Source organism: Paenibacillus sp. ClWae2A (assembly GCF_032452295.1).
GTDB lineage: Bacteria > Bacillota > Bacilli > Paenibacillales > Paenibacillaceae > Paenibacillus.
In genome coordinates, this window is record NZ_JAULSQ010000004.1 from 291,420 (window position 1) to 311,889 (window position 20,470).

The window sequence follows — 20,470 nt, forward strand, 5'->3', positions numbered from 1 at the left end:
TGAGGACACTTGAGTATCAAACCAGAAGAAATCAGTACATTAATTAAGAGCCAAATCGAACAATACAAGACCGATATCGATGTAGTCGAAGTCGGAACGGTAATCGAGGTTGGTGATGGTATCGCTCGTGTTTACGGACTTGAGAACGTCATGTCCAACGAGTTGGTTGAATTCCCAAGCGGTGTTATGGGACTCGCCATGAACGTGGAAGAAAGCAATGTCGGTGTCGTTATCCTGGGACCTTACTACGATATTCGTGAAGGTGACCAAGTGAAACGTACGGGTCAAATCATGCAAGTGCCTGTAGGCGAAGCATTGATTGGACGCGTTGTGAACCCGCTCGGTATTCCTGTAGATGGCAAAGGGCCAATCGCTACAACGGAATTCCGTCCGGTTGAAGGTAAAGCACCAGGCGTAATGGATCGTAAATCGGTTCATGAGCCGATGCAAACAGGGATCAAAGCCATCGATGCAATGGTTCCAATCGGTCGTGGACAACGTGAGTTGATCATCGGTGACCGTCAAACAGGTAAAACATCCATCGCGATTGATGCGATCCTGAACCAAAAAGGTAGCGGCATGAAATGTATCTATGTGGCTATTGGTCAGAAACAGTCTACGGTTGCTCAAGTTGTGGAAACTCTTCGTCGTAAAGGCGCAATGGAGTACACAATCGTTGTAACTGCAGCAGCTTCCGATCCATCACCACTCTTGTACATCGCACCGTATTCCGGTTGTTCGATGGGTGAGTACTTCATGTACAAAGGCGAGCACGTTCTGGTCATCTATGATGACTTGACCAAACAAGCCTCTGCATACCGTGAGCTTTCCTTGTTGCTTCGTCGTCCACCGGGCCGTGAGGCTTATCCGGGTGACGTCTTCTACCTGCACTCCCGTTTGCTGGAGCGTGCTGCGAAGCTGAATGATGAACTGGGTGGTGGTTCTTTAACCGCACTGCCGTTTATTGAAACACAAGCTTCCGACGTATCTGCATACATCCCAACGAACGTAATCTCCATTACGGACGGACAAATCTTCTTGGAAGCTGACTTGTTCAATGCTGGACAACGCCCGGCGATCAACGTAGGTATCTCCGTATCCCGTGTCGGTGGTTCTGCTCAGATCAAAGCGATGAAAAAGGTTGCAGGTTCCCTGCGTCTCGACCTCGCTCAATATCGTGAGCTTCAAGCGTTCTCCCAGTTCGGTTCCGATCTGGATAAAGCGACTCAGGCCCGCCTGAATCGTGGTGCGCGTATGATGGAAATCCTGAAGCAAGGTGTTAACCAGCCTCTGCCTGTAGAACAACAGGTTGTCAGCTTGTACACCGCGGTTAAAGGATTCCTGGATGAGATTCCAACAGGTGATGTTACTCGTTTCGAGCGTGAGTTCCTCGCGTTCATGGAGAGCAGCCATCCGGAGATTCTTGCATCCATCCGTGATACTAAAGAATTGACTGCAGACAACGAAAATGCACTGAAAGGTGCAATTGAGAAGTTCAGAAAGAGCTTTGCTGTCTCTGTCTAAATAAATGATTGCAGGTGCGGAGTTGTCTAACCGATTCCGCATGTCTGCATGTAATACTTTGACTCTGTCAAAAAAGATGATGCTTACGATGTAGTTTTGACTTTGTCAAAACTAGTGGTGATGCTTACGAAGTAACTTTGACCCCGTCAAAGTTTTGAGGTGGTGAAATCATGGCAAAAGGCATGCGCGAAATTAAGCGGCAAATTAAAAGCGTACAAAGCACCAAGCAGATCACCAAAGCAATGGAGATGGTAGCTGCTGCAAAACTGCGTAAAGCGCAGGAAAAAGCGGAAGCAGCCCGTCCTTATTCGGAGAAACTGAAAGAAGTTGTAGCTAGTATTGCATCAAGCACGCAAGGCATACAGCATCCGATGCTGGAGAGCCGTCCGGTCAAAAAGACAGCTTACCTAATTATTACATCGGACCGTGGTCTTGCAGGTGGATACAATGCGAACGTTTTGCGTCAGGTTAATCAGACGCTCAAAGAGCGCCACAACTCCCAGGATGACTACGAATTGTTCGTCATTGGACGTAAAGGACGCGATTACTTCAGACGTCGTGAAATGGCGATGGCATCCACAACAACGGATCTGTCGGATTCGCCTTCATTTGCAGACATCAAATCCATCGCACACGAAGCTGTTCATGGGTTTGAACTGGCTGAATTTGATGAATTGTACATTTGTTATAACCGCTTTGTGAATGCGTTGACCCAGATTCCTACGGTAGAAAAACTTCTTCCGATGGAAACACCTGAGGTAACTGCTGCGGAAGGACCAACGGCAAGCTACGAATACGAGCCGTCTGCTGAAGCTGTACTGGAGGTTTTGCTTCCGCGTTACGCGGAAACGCTGATCTATGGTGCACTTCTGAACGGTAAGGCAAGTGAGCTGGGTGCGAAAATGACGGCAATGGGTAATGCAACCAAAAATGCATCCAAACTCATTAACGACTTGTCATTGACCTATAACCGTGCCCGTCAAGCGGCGATTACGCAGGAGATTACGGAAATTGTGGCAGGTGCCAACGCAGCACAAGGCTAACCGTTTTTTTATTAATGAAGGCTTGCAGAGCAAAGATAAACGAACGGTACATTATTTTTGCAAAAGTAGCAGGCTTGTAGGAGGGGAACGTTAAGATGAACAAAGGACGCGTTGTGAGCATCATGGGTCCGGTTGTTGACGTCGAGTTTGATCGCGGCGGTCTGCCGGAAATCCTCAATGCCATTACGATCACTACAGTAAGTGAGAGCGGCGTTAGTGTAAACCTTACACTCGAAGCTTCGAAACATCTGGGTGACAACCGAGTACGTTGTATTGCGATGTCCTCCACGGATGGACTTGTTCGTGGTATGGAAGCTTTAGATACAGGAGCACCAATCTCTGTACCCGTCGGAGAAGCAACACTGGGTCGTGTATTTAACGTACTCGGTGAAGCAATTGATACTGGCGGTGCCGTAGCTGCTGAGCATAAGAACCCGATTCACCGTTCAGCACCTGCATTTGATGAACTGACTACCCAAGCAGAGATGCTGGAGACAGGAATCAAAGTTATCGACTTGCTCGCACCATACGCTAAAGGTGGTAAAATCGGTCTCTTCGGTGGTGCCGGTGTAGGTAAGACGGTAACCATTCAGGAATTGATCAACAACATCGCACAAGAGCACGGCGGTATCTCCGTATTTGCGGGTGTTGGTGAGCGTACACGTGAAGGTAATGACTTGTATCACGAGATGAGTGATTCCGGCGTTATCAACAAAACAGCAATGGTCTTCGGACAAATGAACGAGCCTCCAGGCGCACGTCTTCGTGTAGCTCTCACAGGTCTGACGATGGCGGAATACTTCCGTGATGAAGAAGGCCGTGACGTGTTGCTCTTTATCGATAATATCTTCCGTTTCACCCAAGCGGGTTCAGAAGTATCTGCCTTGCTTGGACGTATGCCTTCCGCAGTAGGTTACCAACCTACGCTGGCAACAGAAATGGGTCAACTGCAAGAACGTATCACATCAACGAAAAAAGGTTCTGTAACATCCATCCAGGCCATCTACGTGCCTGCGGATGACTATACTGACCCGGCTCCTGCAACGACGTTTGCCCACTTGGATGCAACGACGAACCTGGAGCGTAAAATTTCCGAGATGGGTATCTACCCTGCGGTAGATCCGCTGGCTTCCAGCTCCCGGATCTTGTCCCCTGAAGTTGTAGGTGAAGAACACTACAGCGTAGCTCAAGGCGTTAAACGTATCTTGGCGCGTTACAATGAATTGCAAGATATCATTGCAATTCTGGGTATGGACGAGTTGAGTGAGGAAGACAGAGCGCTTGTATACCGTGCTCGTAAAATCCAACGTTTCTTGTCCCAGCCTTTCCACGTTGCTGAAGCATTTAACGGTATTCCGGGTAAATACGTTCCGGTTAAAGAAACGGTGCGCAGCTTTAAAGAGATTCTCGAAGGTAAGTATGATGATCTTCCGGAAGCAGCTTTCCTCTTTGTTGGTACAATTGAAGAGGCAGTGGAGAAAGCCAAAACACTGGTTTAGTCTGAATCCAGGATTGTCCTTATGTGGGCTATCCTTCGGATAGTTTCAGGAGGGATGGAATTGAGCACCTTTTTGTTGGAGATTGTAACACCCGAGCGTTTGGTCTATTCAGAACAGGTGAATAGCATTACGGCTCGTGGTATTGAAGGGGAACTGGGCATTCTGCCAGGTCATATTCCTATGGTTACACCTTTGCAGATTGCACCGATCTATATCCATAACGGAAAAGAAAATAAACGAGTTGCTATCGGTGGCGGGTTTATCGAAGTACGTAAAGATAAGGTTGTTGTACTCGCAGAGAGTGCTGAATTCCCGGAAAACATTGATGTGGATCGTGCGCGTGCGGCGAAAGAGCGGGCAGAACGTCGGCTTGCAAGCCAAAGCAATCAAGACCACTTTGATCACCGTCGTGCAGAGATTGCGCTGCAAAAAGCGGTTAACCGGATTAATGTGTTCGGCAAATAAACGATTCTTGGAAGCCCGGCGGCTTAGTCTGCCGGGCTTTTTTGAGTTTGTTTGATAGAATTGTTTTATCGAATATATCAAAATGGCTGACCACAAATTCCATCATATCCCTTCAGTAAACAGAAGTATTTGAAGCAAAATATTCACCGATTATGAGGATTTGAATAGAATGTAGGACTAAAGTAGTGGACGCATTTACCACTAAGAGAACCATTTTTTTCATGAATAAATTTAAATTATTTCCGAGGAAATGACAGAATCGATATCGAAATAGCGCTCTTTTATGTCGTTTTAGTCACAAAATCCCGGCATTTTAAAATTAAAATATTTTAGAAGTGGAAATCAATGTAATTGACAATGTATGATGAAAGAGCCTATATTCCATAGAGTCAGCAGAAGCAGGAAGCTGCGTAGTAGATTCCATAGTCATGCACAGCCGCATTGTTGCTGCTCGGTGATTGGGCATCAGGAGATTCCTGCCTGGCAGGAGTAAATCTGACAGTACGCTCAGTATGTTGTGCTCAAGACATTCCAGTATACTAACAAGTTATGGGTGTCGGGCATATGATATGCTGATCGCTGCAACAAATGTGGAGGTAAAGAATATATGGATACTGATCTGACGAATCAGGTGAATCAGGCGTTAAGCACCAATGGCTTGGTCTCAATCATCGTCTCCCTGTTATGTATAGCGTTGTCTTGGTGGGCTTTGACAAATCTCAAACTGGATTTAATCATCAGGCAACCACGAGGTGCTCAGGGAAGACTGTTGCATTTGTTGCTCGCCATCATTTTGGGGCATGCCGTTGCTGGCTTTGTCATTGACTACTTGTCCTGGACTCAAATGTTGCGTAATTTGTTTTAATGTTGAGATGGTTGGTTAATCATCTGTTAGGTTCTTCAAGCTGCTCATTGTCGAATAACATCGATTAATTGTGTTAACAATTAGAGTATGAGTTGTCTGTAAAGAAATTAAGAAAAAAATGTGACATAAAATTGGATGAATTTGAGATGTTTTATGTAAAAATGCTTGTATCGTACAATTCAACAATGTTATGATGGAAGTTAGGGAATTCACAATTGTTCACTTATTCTGTAGTTATAAACGGGATATCCGGTTCATGCCGGCTAATAACCATCCCACTCTGTCTGTTCTGATGCTCTGTTGGCTTGTAAGACACTGATTTTTACATGCTGAATAGCAAGATGCACGGCACATGGTATTATTGATATGGATTATAAAAACCAATTCTTTTCTGAACAGACATCTGTGGCAATATGCCAGAATATGTCGAAATTCCACACACAGCAACAGTCCTTTTTATCATAGTGGGGCTTACGTATTCCGGAATGAAGAAAAGGGAATAAAAGCGCGGAGGGAACCATGATGAGCAAATTTATCGTCCGCGGTGGCAAAAGGTTGACCGGAAGTGTCAAAGTTAGCGGCGCTAAAAATTCTGTTCTTCCGATCATCGCTGCCTCTCTCTTAGGGGAAGAAGGACAAAGCGTTATTATTGACGCGCCTCCTCTAGACGATGTGATGACGATTAACAAGGTGTTGGAATCGCTGGGAGCGGGAGTTACATACCGGGACGAAGTGATTACCGTAAATGCGGAGAAACTTACTTCCTGTGAAGCCCCGTATGAATGGGTAAGTAAAATGCGGGCGTCTTTCCTGGTCATGGGGCCTTTGTTGACTCGAATGGGTCATACAAGAATCTCACTTCCTGGTGGATGTGCCATCGGTACACGGCCTATTGATCAGCATTTGAAAGGTTTTGAAGCCATGGGCGCAGAGATCAGCTTGGGCCAAGGTTATATCGAAGCTCGTAGCCAAGGACGGTTGCGTGGCGCGAAAATTTATCTGGATGTGGCTTCCGTAGGTGCCACTCAAAATATTATGATGGCTGCAACATTGGCCGAAGGTGTAACTGTTCTGGAGAACGCGGCGAAAGAACCTGAGATTGTGGATCTTGCCAACTTCCTGAATGGAATGGGTGCCATCGTACGTGGTGCTGGTACTGGAGTGATCCGCATTGAAGGTGTGGAGAAACTGACAGGCGTTACACACACTGTTATTCCGGATCGGGTAGAAGCTGGTACGTATATGGCTGCTGCTGCAATTTCTGGTGGCGACGTGTACATTGAAGGTGCAATCTCTGATCATTTAGGCTCCGTTATCGCGAAGCTTGAAGAGATGGGTGTAACAATCCAACCGGATGAGAATGGCGTGCGTGTAATCGCAGATCGTCCTCTTAAGGCTGTGGATGTGAAAACATTACCATACCCAGGATTCCCGACAGATATGCAATCCCAGATGATGGCACTCTTGCTCGCATCTGAAGGAACAAGTGTTGTGACAGAGACTGTTTTTGAAAACCGATTCATGCATGTGGATGAGTTCCAATTGATGAATGCGGAGATCAAAGTTGAAGGACGTTCGTCCATCATCACAGGTAATGCCAAACTGAAGGGTGCCAAAGTAACGGCTACCGATTTGCGTGCGGGTGCCGCACTCATTATTGCAGGTCTTGTTGCTGAAGGTACAACGGAAGTGGGCGGTGTTCATCACATCGACCGTGGCTATGTACATCTCGCTGAGAAACTTAACGGACTTGGCGCTGACATCTATCGGATCTCGGTTGATGAGCCTAAGCTGGAAGCAACCAAAGCACCTAGTGAAAAAGTGGAGAAAGAAGTACCGATGTTTAAGGTGCAACCGACTCTGGCTTAGCACTGGATTGAATAGAAAAAATATGGTCCCCCTATTATGAGTCACACAGTTGTGTGGATTGTGAATACGATGGAACGTATATTGTAAAAAATGATAAAGCTAAGCCATCTGGCTTGGCTTTTTTTGTGTTTACTTTTAAGAAGACAACGAGATATTTGATACCTGATTCTATTAATAGCTGGTCCTAACTTGTATAGCATAACATCGTATTCTTTACCATTCTGAGCCAAATGAAAGAGCGTAGTTTATATAGGGGCTCGTTGCAAGATGAATACTCGTATATAGCGACAGATCAACGTTTCTAAGATGTACATAGCAAAAGAAAACAGGAAATTGAACAGAACGAAAAGGGTCTCGTTTCTCTTAAATCAGGTTCTATCAGATCAAGCCAGCTCATAACCTAAACTATGGATTTGAACAACACGACCGGCACATGACCGGCCATAGATAACGGAGGGTTATATTCGAATGAAAGAAGCTCGTGTACAGGTAAAGGTACCCCTTGTCCCTCGTCCAGGTATGCAAGAGCAAGAGGGAACTACCGTTTCTGGAGTGGAAAAAGACAAGCCTGCCCCATTGAACCTCAGGACTGTTCCATCACAGCCTGCAAGATTATTCAATCCAGGACGGGTGTCGACAGATGAGCCGAACCGACAGACAACCGAGCACATTCATATACCTGTTATTGAGCTGGACCAGTTCCGCCGTGTGAAGCGTCGCCGAATGCGGACGTTTGGACGAAAGCCCCGATGGGGACGCAACACGACACGATGGCAACCTGCTGCCGCTGCATCTGCTTTATTGGCAATGGCGTTACTGATTCCGGTCATTCTGGTATGGCCGCGGACAACCGAATCACCAAAACCGATCCCTGCTCCAACAGATGCAAGCAGTACAAGAACCCCAGCTCCTGCGCCAGCCGTTCCTGTTACTTACCCTGAACCCAAAGTACGCGTATACCTGTCTGCAACGGGCACAACGATGAATCTGCCACTGGAAGACTATGTTACCGGGGTTGTGGCAGCTGAGATGCCGGCGGAATTCAGACTGGAGGCGTTAAAGGCGCAGGCGATAGCAGCTCGCACATTTATCGTGAGAAGACTTGCTGCGAGTGATACAAGCGGTGTTCCATCGGGTACTGCGGATGTGACGGATACAGTCAGCCATCAGGTGTTTATTCCGCCAGATCAGGTGAAAGCGGATTGGACGCGTCTAGGAAAGGCGAAGGAATGGGAGAAACTGCAACAGGCTGTACGCGAAAGTCGAGATACGGTGATGACATATCAGGGCAAGGCAATCACCGCATCCTTTTTTTCCACAAGTAACGGGTATACCGAGAATGCGGAGGATGTATGGGGGAACGCTGTGCCGTATCTGCAAAGTGTAGACAGTCCGTGGGACAAAAATCTGGCACCAGGATTCAAGCAGACCGTCACCATGAAGCGTAATGAGATTCTGCAGAAGTTGAACCTGGATGCCATTCCGGTTACCGCCCAGAAGGGTGGTTCGTGGATGGAAGTATTGTCTACAACCAAAGGGCATCGGATTAAGGAAATGCAGATCGCAGGTGAAACATTTAGCGGTCCCGAGGTTCGCAAACTGCTTGGATTAAGATCCAGCCAGTTCAGTTGGAAGACCACAGGTGACGAGGTCCAGATTACAACGTACGGGTACGGGCATGGGGTTGGCATGAGCCAATGGGGAGCAAACGGCATGGCGCAGGAGGGACACACGGCCACCCAGATTCTCAAACACTACTATACCGGCATCTCATTTGGACAGGCATCCAAGATGCTCGCATCGAAGTAGGAGAGTAGTACAGCCAATCCGGACCAGTCTACCAACCACCCATTCCGGAGCTTTCGAGATTCGGCTATATATGAGGAAAGTGCTAGCGTATGGGGAGCGCAGGGGACAGAAAAGACCTGTAGAAGCAAAGCGTCCGCCTTTATCACCGGATTTCTCCCTTGGGAGAATATAATCAGGAAATCCGGGGATAACCAGCCGGTCGAAAGGTTTTCTGGCCCCGAAGCGGCGCACGAACTAACACTCATCTCCACCCTATATAGCACTCTCTGAAACCTCTGTGAAAATAATTAGAGTCGCGCGTGTATAAAAGAGTTGCACCCGGTAACACTTGTTACTGAGGTGATCAAGATGAATGAACAAAACAAAAAAACAGTCCAAGAAGAAACTCCTAAAACAACTCAAGGAGTACCGGCTAGCCAGCCCTCTTCATGGAAAAGAGCAATGTCCAAACGCTGGGTCTTCCCGGCAGCCTACATCGCAGCAGCAGGCATTATACTAACCTTAGTGTGGGTCTATCAGGGCACAGGCGACAAAACGCTGAACTCGGACCCTGCTAGCGGGGTAGTAGAAACAGGCGCATCGGCGGGTACAGAAGGAACAGCAGCAGGCGGAGAAGAAGAAAGTGTGGAAGTTGTTGCAAAGTCGGAGAATTTTGTATGGCCGGTAGCGGTACCGTCCGAAATTTCGGTCGTGAAACCTTTCTATGATAGCGAAGCTTCAACCGAGGAACATGAAGCGGCAATGGTGCAGTACAATGATACATTCATCCCGAACACAGGCGTGGATCTGGCACGTGGGGATAACAAAACGTTTGAAGTCAAAGCAGCACTTGCCGGTAAAGTTACCCGGGTTGAACAAAACCCGCTCACAGGTCAGGTTGTGGAAATCACACACAGCGATAACCTGAAGACGGTATACCAAAGCTTGGCAGACGTCAAAGTGAAACAGGACGACGAAGTGAAACAGGGAGATGCGATTGCATCCGCTGGCGTCAATGAATTGGGTAAAACGCTTGGTAACCACCTTCACTTTGAAGTGTACGAAGACGGACAGCCAGTTAACCCGCAAGGATATCTTCCGGAAAAATAAATGATTTTTACCGCAGGAACATGATGGGCAGAGGGGGTGAACCTCTGCTCTTTTTGTGCTTTTCAGAAAATAATGGGACCTTCGAAGCTTGTCACACCTCTAAACCGCGAATATATAGGCATGCTCCTCATATAATGTACCAAACTATCCACACAGTAGGGAGGCGGGAGCGTGCACGATTACATCAAGGAACGGACCATCAAAATTGGTCGCTGCATTGTTGAGACGAGGAATACGGTCCGTACCATAGCCAAGGAATTCGGCGTGTCAAAGAGTACTGTGCATAAGGATCTGACGGAGCGTCTGCCGGAAATCAACCCTGATCTTGCTGACCAGGTGAAACACATTTTGGAGTACCACAAGTCCATCCGCCATTTGCGGGGCGGTGAAGCGACCAAAATTAAATACAAAAAAACGAGTGGTAAGAAACGTGAGGTGTTGGCTTCCGCCAAATCGTAAGCATCTTCACAAAGACGTGGGCCAAAAAGCTCACACATGCATTGAATCCCTCCCCTGAAGTATGATATGTTAAAAGCTGGTACAGGATCGAATTATGACATCTTATCAGCCCGATTTTTACATATATATGTTGCACTTTGTCGAACGAGCGGTGACGTGATAAGGGACTCTTTTTCACAGGATACGCTGACCAAATAATATCACTTTGGGGGCTCTTTTATGTTTAGCAAGGATATCGGTATTGATCTTGGCACGGCCAACGTGCTTATTCACGTGAAAGGAAGTGGGGTTGTCCTCGATGAACCTTCCGTCGTGACCATTGAAAGAGATACGAAGCGTGTCCTTGCTGTTGGGGAAGAAGCGCGTCGTATGGTGGGGCGTACTCCAGGTAACATTGTTGCCATTAGACCGCTGCGTGACGGCGTTATTGCGGACTTCGAGATTACAGAAGCGATGCTCAGACATTTCATTAATCGTGTGGGTGCAAGAAGCTGGTACAGCCACCCTCGAATTTTGATCTGTGCACCAACGAACATTACTTCCGTGGAGCAGAAGGCCATCCGTGAGGCGGCAGAACGCAGCGGTGCCAAAGAAGTGTTTCTGGAAGAAGAGCCGAAAGCGGCAGCGATCGGTGCGGGAATGGATATTTTTCAGCCGAGCGGCAATATGGTCGTGGATATCGGCGGCGGTACGACTGACGTTGCAGTCCTGTCTATGGGCGACGTGGTCACCGCCTCTTCTATTAAAGTCGCAGGGGACAAGTTCGACGAAGCCATTATCAAGTTTATCAAAGCCAAGTACAAGCTCATGATCGGTGAACGGACCGCTGAAGATATCAAAATTGCGATTGGTTCCGTACATCCGGGTGGACGTCAAACGGAGATGGACATTCGCGGACGTGATATGGTATCCGGTCTGCCTGTTACCGTAACGGTATCGGGAAATGAAGTACAGGAAGCACTCTGGGATTCCGTGCAATCCATCATCGTGGCAGCGAAGTCGGTATTGGAACGTACACCGCCTGAATTGTCAGCGGACATTATCGACCGTGGTGTTGTATTGACTGGCGGAGGTGCATTGCTGAACGGACTGGACGAGCTTTTGTCCAATGAATTGCATGTACCGGTATGGGTTGCGGAAGATCCAATGCACTGTGTCGTGAAGGGGACAGGCATAATGCTTAATAATTTGGATCAAGTAGTTAAGAAAAAGTTCTAATCTGCCGATATAAAAAGCAAAGGTTCGCCATGCTCGGAAAGCAGAACGGACAAGCAGCCAACCTGCGATGCAGGACAAAGCGCTTGAGGAGAGGGGTTAATTCATGTTAAGAGGTCTGTACACCGCTACTGCGGGAATGATTACGCAACAACGCCGCCATGACACAGCAACACAGAATATCGTAAATATGAACACCACGGGATACAAACAGGTGAACAGCGTAAGCCGTTCCTTCCCGGAAATGCTCATTACCTTGGTAGGCGGAGATGCAAATCTCCCGACAAAGCGGCTGGGCAAGCTGAACACGGGGGTGTTCGCGGAAGAGAGTTTGTCCATGAATTTGCAGGGGACCATTATGGAGACTGGGCAGAAAAATGATTTTTCCATTTCATCCAATATGACGGTCAATGATCCGCAGACTGGACAACCTGTCCCGTTTGACGCATCAGGCAAATTTGTACGGGCCGACGGTACGGTGACTTACCAGCCTCAGGCGTATTTTACAGTTCAGGATGCAGAAGGTAACACCGGATATACACGCGATGGTCACTTCGAGATCACTGGAACGGGACAATTGCTGAGTTCAACAGGTTCACAAGTGTTGGATAATAATGGACAACCTGTAGTGTTGACAGGTTCTGTGGAGCAATTTAAAGTGGATGAGCAAGGACGTTTGGTAGATGCAGCAACGGGTGCACCAACAGGGGTTACTCTTGGCATTAGTGTCGTTGACCAGCCGAATCAACTGGTTCGTCAAGGTAATGGCAATTTCAGTCTCAGCGATGCAAACGGGGCAACGTCCCGGATGATGGCTGCCGGTGATAATGTGCAGATCCGTCAAGGCTACCTGGAAGGCTCGAATGTCGATGCTTCACAGGCAACGGTTGATATGAACGCTGCATACCGTGCGTATGAAGCGAACCAGAAGGTCGTACAATTCTACGACCGCAGTCTGGATAAAGCCGTCAATGAAGTCGGGCGTGTATAACGCCGACGTTTAAATATAACCGCGCAGCGGAGAGCCAAACTCCCTTTGCGCAGCAAAGTAGAGAGGCTCAAGCGAAGCGCAAACCAAGCGCAACCGAGCCTATGCGAGGATTGAGTAGCAGTACCTGAGCGAAGCGACGGTCTCAACAGTCCTTTGCGGAGCAAAGCAGGGAGAGACCCCGCGGAGCTACACGCCGCATAAAGAGTGTGCCGGGTTATGATTCAGCCATGTGAAACTATGGCGGGAATCATAGCACGGCAGTCGCGGCGCGCACACACCACCGCCACTTAGCAAGATCGTACCCCACTTACCTAATCCGCCTGTTTCGGGAGTCCAGAGGGCAGCGCCATCTGGGGCCCTCCCTACTAGGGAGGGTTTGGGAGGGTGGACAGGACACAAGGGAGGGTATACCACCAATGAATAATTCCATGATTAGTGCCAAGGTTTCCATGACTGCGATACAGCAGCGTCTGGATGTCATTTCCGATAATATTGCCAACGTGAATACGGCAGGCTATAAGAGCAAGCAAGCGGCATTCGAGGATGTGCTGACCCGGGTTCAACAACAACCGGACAAGTACAAACTGGATGGACGCTCCACACCGATGGGATATAACCTCGGTTTTGGTGCTCGTTTGGCGGATGTGACGAAGGATATGTCTCAAGGCCCCTTGAACGAGACAGGCCTTCCGACCGATCTGGCCATCGAGGGAAATGCCATGTTTGCGGTTGAAGCAAATGGGGAGAAAATGTGGACACGTCAGGGTGCATTTCATTTTGTACCTGATACAAGACCAAAAGCTAATCCAAATGCACCAGATATGATGGTGATGGTCAATGGCGAAGGCCACTTTGCCCTGGATCGTCAAGGCAATCGTATTACGGCACCGAATAATAGCAAAGTTGCTTTTGATGAAAATGGCAACCTGTTAATCCGACGCGGTAATGAGGCAAACGCAACCATTGGAGCACAGCTGCAAGTGGTAGACATTGAACGCCCTGAGGGGCTGGTACAGTATGCGGATAACCTGTTTGGTCTGGATGCGGGATTAACTGAGGATGATGTGTTTGGCGCTAATGCAGCTACACGTCAAGCGGCTGCCTTGATCCGTCCAGGATTTCTGGAGCAATCCAATGTGGATCTGACACAGGAGATGTCTTTGCTTATGCAAGGACAGCGGACATATCAGTTGGCGGCAAAGGCGCTAACTTCAAGTGATTCCATGTTGGGTCTTGCCAACAATATGAGAGCGTAAAAGGTGAATGTGATGACAGAAACACAGCAGCAGAACAGTAAGCCAGAGAAAAAGGAAGTCAAGAAGAAGAAGAGTGGATGGCGCATCGCAAGATGGTTCCTGATCCCGGTCCTGCTTGTTCTTGCCCTCGCTGGCGGAATGGTAGCTGGATATGTGGTACTGGGCAAACAGGATATCGGTTCCGTATGGCAATGGAGTACATGGGAACATGTATATAATCTGGTGTTCGCTCCATAATGTAACGAGTTAAGCGAAAACTCCTGCGCAGGCAGGAGTTTTCTTTTTGACGTTGAAAACAGTATAATGATGGATGACGTTTGACGTCACAAAAGAGGCCTCCCCTGCGAAAGACATTCGTCATCGCGAAGAGAGACCCCTTATCTTAACCTTCACTACTGCAGTCATGAAGGATATAACTAGTGTTAACCCAAAATATGCTTTCCATACAAAATTTAAAAATTAAAAACCTTTTATATGAGGTTCGATTGATCATAATGAGGTTTTCCATGTCCGCACTGAAGTCAGTGAAGGGAACGGAATCGTTCGAAAGAAGCGAAGCGCTCGCCTTTGTTTCCTAATGTTATCCATCTGAAAAATAGTTCAGAAACATTAGGAAACAACAGCGATCGAAAGAACGATCCGTAACCGTAACGGTCACCTATGCGCACATGAAAAATCCATGATGAAGAATGCTCATATAAACATTCTGAGAGGAGATTACACTGTGCTCGATATCAAACAGATTCAAGAAATCATCCCGCACCGTCCCCCGTTTTTGCTGGTGGACAAGATTCTAGAGATTGAGGATGGCAAACGTGCCGTTGGTTTGAAGAACGTAACCATTAACGAACCTTTCTTCATTGGTCATTTCCCAGAGTATCCGGTAATGCCGGGTGTACTGATTACAGAAGCGCTGGCTCAGGTTGGTGCAGTAGCTATTCTGAATTTGGAAGGCAACAAAGGCAAAATCGGCTTTTTGGCGGGACTGGACAACTTCCGATTCCGTGGACAAGTTGTGCCCGGAGATACGTTGATTCTGGAAGTGGAGATTACACGTCTGAAGGGTTCGATTGGTAAAGGTAAAGCAACTGCCCGAGTGAACGACAAAGTGGTCGCTGAAGGCGAGATCATGTTTGCACTGTCTGACCCAAGCTGATTACATATGTGAGCATTGACATCATGCAGGAACGTAGACGGACCGAATGATGCAAGATGCTGAAGTAACTCAGCACACCTGAATTTATATAGACGGAAGGGGTTTATTGGAATGGAACAGTTAAGCACAGCAGCAGCAGAGACGTTGCAGCAATGGTTGGAGGATGCTTCGATTGATGAAGCAACGAAACAGGAGCTTCGTGACTTGCAGGATCAGCCGAAAGAGCTGGAGGAACGTTTTTACAGAAATCTGGAGTTTGGTACAGGGGGATTGCGTGGGGTCATCGGTGCGGGAAGCAACCGGATGAACCGTTACACCGTAGGTCGGGCAACGCAAGGATTTGCGCGTTATTTGCTTGAGCAGCATGGTGACCAAGAAGGCAAACCTTCTGTTGTCATTGCTCATGATTCCCGTCATTTCTCACCTGAATTCACACTGGATGCTGCGCTTGTACTGGCTGGAAACGGCATTGTAGCCAAGCTGTTCCCATCCCTGCGTTCAACTCCTGAGTTGTCATTTGCAGTGCGTCATCAGAAGGCAACTGGTGGGATCGTTGTAACAGCGAGCCATAACCCACCGGAATATAACGGCTACAAAGTCTACAATCATGAAGGCGGTCAATTGGTACCGGATGAAGCGGAAAAAGTCATTCAGTACATCCAGGAAGTGCCTTCCCTTGCTGACGTGAAGAAACTGACGCAAGAAGAAGCAGAAGCTCAAGGGCTACTGATCTGGTTGGGTGAAGACCAAGATCAAGCGTTTGTAGATACAGTAGCAAGCCGCAGTCTGAGTCGCGAACTGATTCAATCAGGCATTGGTCGTGATTTCAAAATCGTTTACACACCGCTGCACGGAACAGGCAACATCCCAGTACGTCGCGTACTGGAGCAGATCGGATTCGAGCAAGTGCACATTGTAGCTGAACAGGAACAGCCGAATGCTGAGTTCTCGACCGTGAAATCCCCTAACCCGGAAGAACGCGAAGCGTTTACGCTTGCAATGAAGCTGGGAGAATCCGTGGGCGCTGATATTCTGATCGGTACAGATCCGGATGCAGACCGTATGGGTGCTGTCGTGAAAGACAACGATGGCAAATATTTCGTCTTGTCTGGTAACCAGTCTGGTGCGATTATGGTACATTACCTGCTCAGTCGCCTACAAGAGACAGGTACACTGCCAAGCAATGGTGCAGTTGTCAAAACGATTGTAACAAGTGAGATGGGTGCTGTCATTGCTGAACATTACGGTGCAGAAGTGATGAACACACTGACAGGCTTCAAATATATCGGTGAAAAAATGAACCAGTTCGAAGCAACAGGCAGTCATACATTCTTGTTCGGATATGAAGAGAGTTATGGCTACCTTTCAGGCAACTATGCCCGTGACAAGGATGCTGTCCTTGCCTCGATGCTGATTGCTGAAGCAGCTGCGTATTATAAGAGTCAAGGCAAGACGTTGTATGATGTCTTGCAGGAGTTGTACAACCAATTCGGATACTTCTTGGAGAAGCTGGAGTCCCGTACGCTGAAAGGCAAAGACGGCGTAGCTCAGATTCAATCCAAAATGACGGACTGGCGTTCCAATCCGCCACAAGAAGTAGCGGGAATTGCAGTACAAGATGTACTGGACTACTCCCTTGGTCTGGACGGTCTTCCGAAGGAGAACGTACTGAAGTTCATTTTGGCAGACGGTTCATGGTTCTGCTTGCGCCCTTCAGGAACAGAACCTAAGATCAAAGTATACTTCGCCGTACGTGGAGAGAATTTGGAAGATGCGGAAAGCCGGATCGAGCGTCTGGTGACTGCAGTGATGTCGCGTGTAGACGCACAATAATACGAATGCAACAATGAGCAAGGACATGAGAAGGCCTCTCCGCACCGTAAGGTTGGTTGGCGGAGGGGTTTTTCTTTGAAATAAAAGTGTAGATGGATCTAGCATATAAGAGGGCTTGTTGACACAAGCTGTTTGTAACCTATTGTATGAATGTTAAATGAACGAATTACTTGAGATGAACGTGCATTTGGTTCCAACACTTGAGGAGGTACATGTAGTGCGTCAAAAATGGCTTTATTGGAATAACGCTTCTCGGAAGTGGTTGTGGCTCGTCGTTATTATCGGTCTGGTTGCGTCCATCCCTGTAATCAGTGATCGGGTGCAGACAGAATCTTCTGCCAAAAAGGTAGAACTTGTTTTTAACTATCGGGGTCTGCTGGATATTTCCGCGTATCAGGCACATCCGCAAGATTTCATGAATGAACAATTGACTCGTCTAAAAGACGCAGGCGTAACAACGATGGCTGTGTTCGAAAGTACATTGGACGAGCTGAGAAAGACACGCCGACTCATGGTATATAATGGCCAGGATCTCGCAAACTTGACCAAAGATGTGATCCCTTCTAATGCAAATTACACGTATGTGTTATTTACATCAGAGGAAAACGCACAGACGTATACCCCTATTATTGAACAAACGTTCGCTGATCGGCAGATTCCGGTAGTACCTTGGGAATATGAAGGTCGTAGCGGCTTAATATTGCAGACTCCTCCGGAGAATGCCAACATGCAGCCTTTGCAGCCCGATCCGGTTGCCGTGAAGATGCTGCGTGATAAAGGTTTCTACATTTTGCCGCGGATCTCGGACAGTGTGCCATACAGCCAGGAATCGATGGAGCGCTTGCTTACCTTCTTCGAAGAGAATGGCGTAAAGCGCATCTTGTTTGATGGTGATGCTGTGAAAGGGTACAATGATAATGCAGAGATGAAAAGTCTCGACCAATTTGCACAGTTGCTGAACAAGCACAATATTGGTCTTGCAGCCATCGAGAACTTGAAGAAACCGCAGTCTGGATTCCAGACCCTTGCTTATAAAACGGATTACAACGTTACGCGTCTGTACTCGCTCAGTGATGGAGATGCCAATCTGGACGTAGACACAATTGCTGACCGTTTTGTTCTCGCAACCAAGGATCGTAACATTCGTATGCTCTATATGAATGCATCGCCAAGTCGGAATACAGCAAAGGCCATGATTACAGATCCAATAGAGAATCTGATCAATAGCTTAGGTGAGCCGGGTCATGCGGTAGAACGCATGGCGAAGCATGGATTCGAACTAGGACAAGCTGAGGCATTTACAGTTAAGGATTCTTCGATTCAGCGTTATGCCAAGCTGGTTGCTCTTGTTGGTGCAATTGCCATGATTGCACTTATGGTTTCTTATTTTATCCCACTACTGACCTTGATCGCATTTGTGATTGCTTTGGTGGGCAGTGCAGGATTGTTCCTCTTGAAACCAACGCTGCTGGAGCAAGGAATCGCCTTGCTTGTGGCAATCTCCGCGCCGACTATAGCAATGGTGCTGGCCGTTCGTACAGTAAACTATCAGCAACAGCGTCAACCAGACGCATCTGCGGGTCGCCGTTTGAAACAGACATTAGTTTTATATGTAAGAACTTCGATTCTGTCATTCCTGGCAGTACCATTTGTCATCGCGTTGCTTAACAGTATTACGTACAGTCTGGTGATTAACCAGTTCCGCGGCGTCAGTCTGTTGCACTTTGCACCTATGGCACTGGTAGCGATCTACATTGTGTTTTATCGTGGTTCGGGATCGTTCTCTATTAAACAAATTAAGAATATTCTTCGTACACCGATTACCGTTGTAATGGTGGTACTTGGTCTTGTTGCTGCCGTTGTTGGATATTACTATTTGAGTCGTACAGGCAACTCGGGTTCGGTTACACCATTCGAGATGTTCCTTCGTGTTGTGTTGGAAGATACGTTCGGTGTACGACCGAGATTCAAAGAATTTATGCTGGGACACCCGCTGTTTATCGTTGGCGTGTTCGCCGCTTTAAAATATCGTAAAGTCATCTTTGTGCTCATTATTGCAGCGATTGGACAGTTGTCCATGGTGGATACGTTCGCGCATATCCATACGCCGGCTGTATTGTCACTCATTCGTGGAGTGATGGGATTGGGACTTGGCTTAATCTTCGGTATCATTGCTGTGGGTGTGTGGCAAGTAGCGGAAGGATGTTGGAAAAAATGGTCACCACTTCTCAAAAGTTAGTCATCTCGGGGTATTACGGATTCCGCAATAGCGGGGACGAAGCGGTGCTAAAGTCGATTTTGACAGCGCTGGAAGAGGAAAGCCAAAGGTCGAACATAACGATTGAACCTATTGTTCTCTCGGGTGATCCCGAGTCGACAACCGCCATGTACGGTGTACGCTCTGTGCATCGTATGAAATTGAAGGAAGTCCGTGAAGCACTCAAGAAGAGCGACGGGTTAATCAGTGGCGGAGGAAGTCTATTGCAGGATGCAACTGGACTGAAATCCATTCCTTATTATCTGGGTGTAATCAAGCTGGCCCAGTGGCTGAAAAAACCAACGTTTATTTATGCACAGGGGATTGGCCCTGTGAATCGTAAAATTTTTAATCCGATGATCAAATCGGTCTTCAAGGCCTGCACCTATGTATCCGTTCGGGATGAACAATCTGCAGACTACCTGCGTGGGCTCGGGCTACAGTGGAATCAGATCCATGTTGTACCCGACCCCGTAATGGGTTTGCCATTACCTGAAACAAAAGTTGAGAGGGGCGCAGGTGCTGTCTCAGCAAATGCTGCTACTCAAGCTAATCGAGTGGAACCTTCAACTGGAGGACATACCAAGCTTCCTGTGATCGGCGTATCGGTACGTTTCTGGGAGTCAGACCGAAAGGAACTTACGGCTATTGCCGCCGGATTGAGAAAGCTGTGCTCCAAAAGAGCCGTGCACTTGCGTTTTCTACCATTTCATATGCCAGTGGATGAACAGGCATCACGATTCCTTACGGAAATGCTCGGTGATGTGACCAGCAAAGGTAGCGAGATTAGCATCACAGAAGATCTGACCGACCCTCAGCTTATGCTGGAGGAAGTCAGCAAGTGTGATCTTGTCATCGGTATGCGTCTGCACAGTCTGATCTATGCAGCTTCGCAATATGTGCCTCCGGTGGGTATCTCGTATGATCCGAAAATTGATCAATTCCTGCTTCGTCTGGATAGTGAACCAGCAGGCAATACGGATACACTCGATGGCGACAAACTCGCGAAGACTGTCGTTGGACTGCTGGATCAACGTTCACAGTGGTTGAAGGAACATGAAGAAGGCATCACCCAACTGAAGCAGGAAGCCAGAGTGCCTGCACAGCAGATTATTAACTATTTAGGCCGCAAAGGATGAG

17 protein-coding genes are annotated in these 20,470 nt (G+C 47.7%); all 17 read left to right on the forward strand.

Annotated features, from left to right (window positions below):
- Positions 1-9: 9 nt before the first annotated feature.
- The 17 genes from atpA (at position 10) to csaB (ending at position 20,469) form a co-directional block, all read left to right on the forward strand.
- Positions 10-1,524 carry a F0F1 ATP synthase subunit alpha gene (gene atpA, locus QVE09_RS15935; protein ID WP_047840700.1) on the forward strand — a complete coding sequence of 505 codons (1,515 nt, stop codon included), beginning with the start codon at positions 10-12 and terminating at the stop codon, positions 1,522-1,524.
- Between the two features lie 170 nt (positions 1,525-1,694).
- A complete protein-coding gene (gene atpG, locus QVE09_RS15940; RefSeq protein WP_076209796.1) occupies positions 1,695-2,567 on the forward strand; it encodes an ATP synthase F1 subunit gamma in 873 nt (290 codons plus the stop codon).
- Between the two features lie 95 nt (positions 2,568-2,662).
- Positions 2,663-4,066, forward strand: a complete 1,404-nt coding sequence (gene atpD, locus QVE09_RS15945; protein WP_047840699.1) for a F0F1 ATP synthase subunit beta — start codon at positions 2,663-2,665, stop codon at positions 4,064-4,066.
- Positions 4,067-4,126: 60 nt separating this feature from the next.
- On the forward strand, positions 4,127-4,531 hold the full coding sequence (locus QVE09_RS15950; RefSeq protein ID WP_091036299.1) for a F0F1 ATP synthase subunit epsilon: 405 nt from the start codon (positions 4,127-4,129) through the stop codon (positions 4,529-4,531).
- A gap of 607 nt (positions 4,532-5,138) precedes the next feature.
- Positions 5,139-5,396: a DUF1146 family protein gene (locus QVE09_RS15955; protein WP_017691941.1), complete on the forward strand. Its 258-nt coding sequence runs from the start codon at positions 5,139-5,141 to the stop codon at positions 5,394-5,396.
- Positions 5,397-5,918: 522 nt separating this feature from the next.
- Positions 5,919-7,265, forward strand: a complete 1,347-nt coding sequence (gene murA, locus QVE09_RS15960; RefSeq protein ID WP_082762960.1) for a UDP-N-acetylglucosamine 1-carboxyvinyltransferase — start codon at positions 5,919-5,921, stop codon at positions 7,263-7,265.
- A 468-nt stretch (positions 7,266-7,733) separates the two neighbouring features.
- On the forward strand, positions 7,734-9,074 hold the full coding sequence (gene spoIID / locus QVE09_RS15965) for a stage II sporulation protein D (RefSeq protein ID WP_315937569.1): 1,341 nt from the start codon (positions 7,734-7,736) through the stop codon (positions 9,072-9,074).
- Positions 9,075-9,422: 348 nt separating this feature from the next.
- Positions 9,423-10,163, forward strand: a complete 741-nt coding sequence (locus tag QVE09_RS15970; protein WP_315937570.1) for a M23 family metallopeptidase — start codon at positions 9,423-9,425, stop codon at positions 10,161-10,163.
- A gap of 171 nt (positions 10,164-10,334) precedes the next feature.
- On the forward strand, positions 10,335-10,622 hold the full coding sequence (spoIIID, locus tag QVE09_RS15975; RefSeq protein WP_024632710.1) for a sporulation transcriptional regulator SpoIIID: 288 nt from the start codon (positions 10,335-10,337) through the stop codon (positions 10,620-10,622).
- A gap of 219 nt (positions 10,623-10,841) precedes the next feature.
- The gene (gene mreB, locus QVE09_RS15980; RefSeq protein WP_253441322.1) at positions 10,842-11,840 is read left to right on the forward strand and encodes a rod shape-determining protein; all 999 of its coding nucleotides are present in this window, start codon (positions 10,842-10,844) and stop codon (positions 11,838-11,840) included.
- Between the two features lie 103 nt (positions 11,841-11,943).
- A complete protein-coding gene (locus QVE09_RS15985; protein ID WP_315937571.1) occupies positions 11,944-12,828 on the forward strand; it encodes a flagellar hook-basal body protein in 885 nt (294 codons plus the stop codon).
- A gap of 416 nt (positions 12,829-13,244) precedes the next feature.
- Positions 13,245-14,084 (forward strand): flagellar hook-basal body protein, encoded by an 840-nt coding sequence (locus tag QVE09_RS15990; protein ID WP_249912666.1) that lies wholly within the window; start codon positions 13,245-13,247, stop codon positions 14,082-14,084.
- A 12-nt stretch (positions 14,085-14,096) separates the two neighbouring features.
- Positions 14,097-14,321 carry a DNA-directed RNA polymerase subunit beta gene (locus QVE09_RS15995; protein WP_315937572.1) on the forward strand — a complete coding sequence of 75 codons (225 nt, stop codon included), beginning with the start codon at positions 14,097-14,099 and terminating at the stop codon, positions 14,319-14,321.
- Positions 14,322-14,808: 487 nt separating this feature from the next.
- Positions 14,809-15,240 (forward strand): 3-hydroxyacyl-ACP dehydratase FabZ, encoded by a 432-nt coding sequence (gene fabZ, locus QVE09_RS16000; RefSeq protein WP_036613058.1) that lies wholly within the window; start codon positions 14,809-14,811, stop codon positions 15,238-15,240.
- A gap of 111 nt (positions 15,241-15,351) precedes the next feature.
- Positions 15,352-17,073: a phospho-sugar mutase gene (locus QVE09_RS16005; protein WP_315937573.1), complete on the forward strand. Its 1,722-nt coding sequence runs from the start codon at positions 15,352-15,354 to the stop codon at positions 17,071-17,073.
- 217 nt (positions 17,074-17,290) lie between these two features.
- Positions 17,291-19,312, forward strand: coding sequence for a DUF5693 family protein (locus QVE09_RS16010; protein ID WP_315937574.1), 2,022 nt, complete (start codon positions 17,291-17,293; stop codon positions 19,310-19,312).
- Complete coding sequence (csaB, locus tag QVE09_RS16015) at positions 19,288-20,469, forward strand: polysaccharide pyruvyl transferase CsaB (protein WP_315937575.1); 1,182 nt, start codon at positions 19,288-19,290, stop codon at positions 20,467-20,469. Before QVE09_RS16010 ends, csaB begins: the two co-directional genes overlap by 25 nt.
- Position 20,470 lies beyond the last annotated feature (1 nt).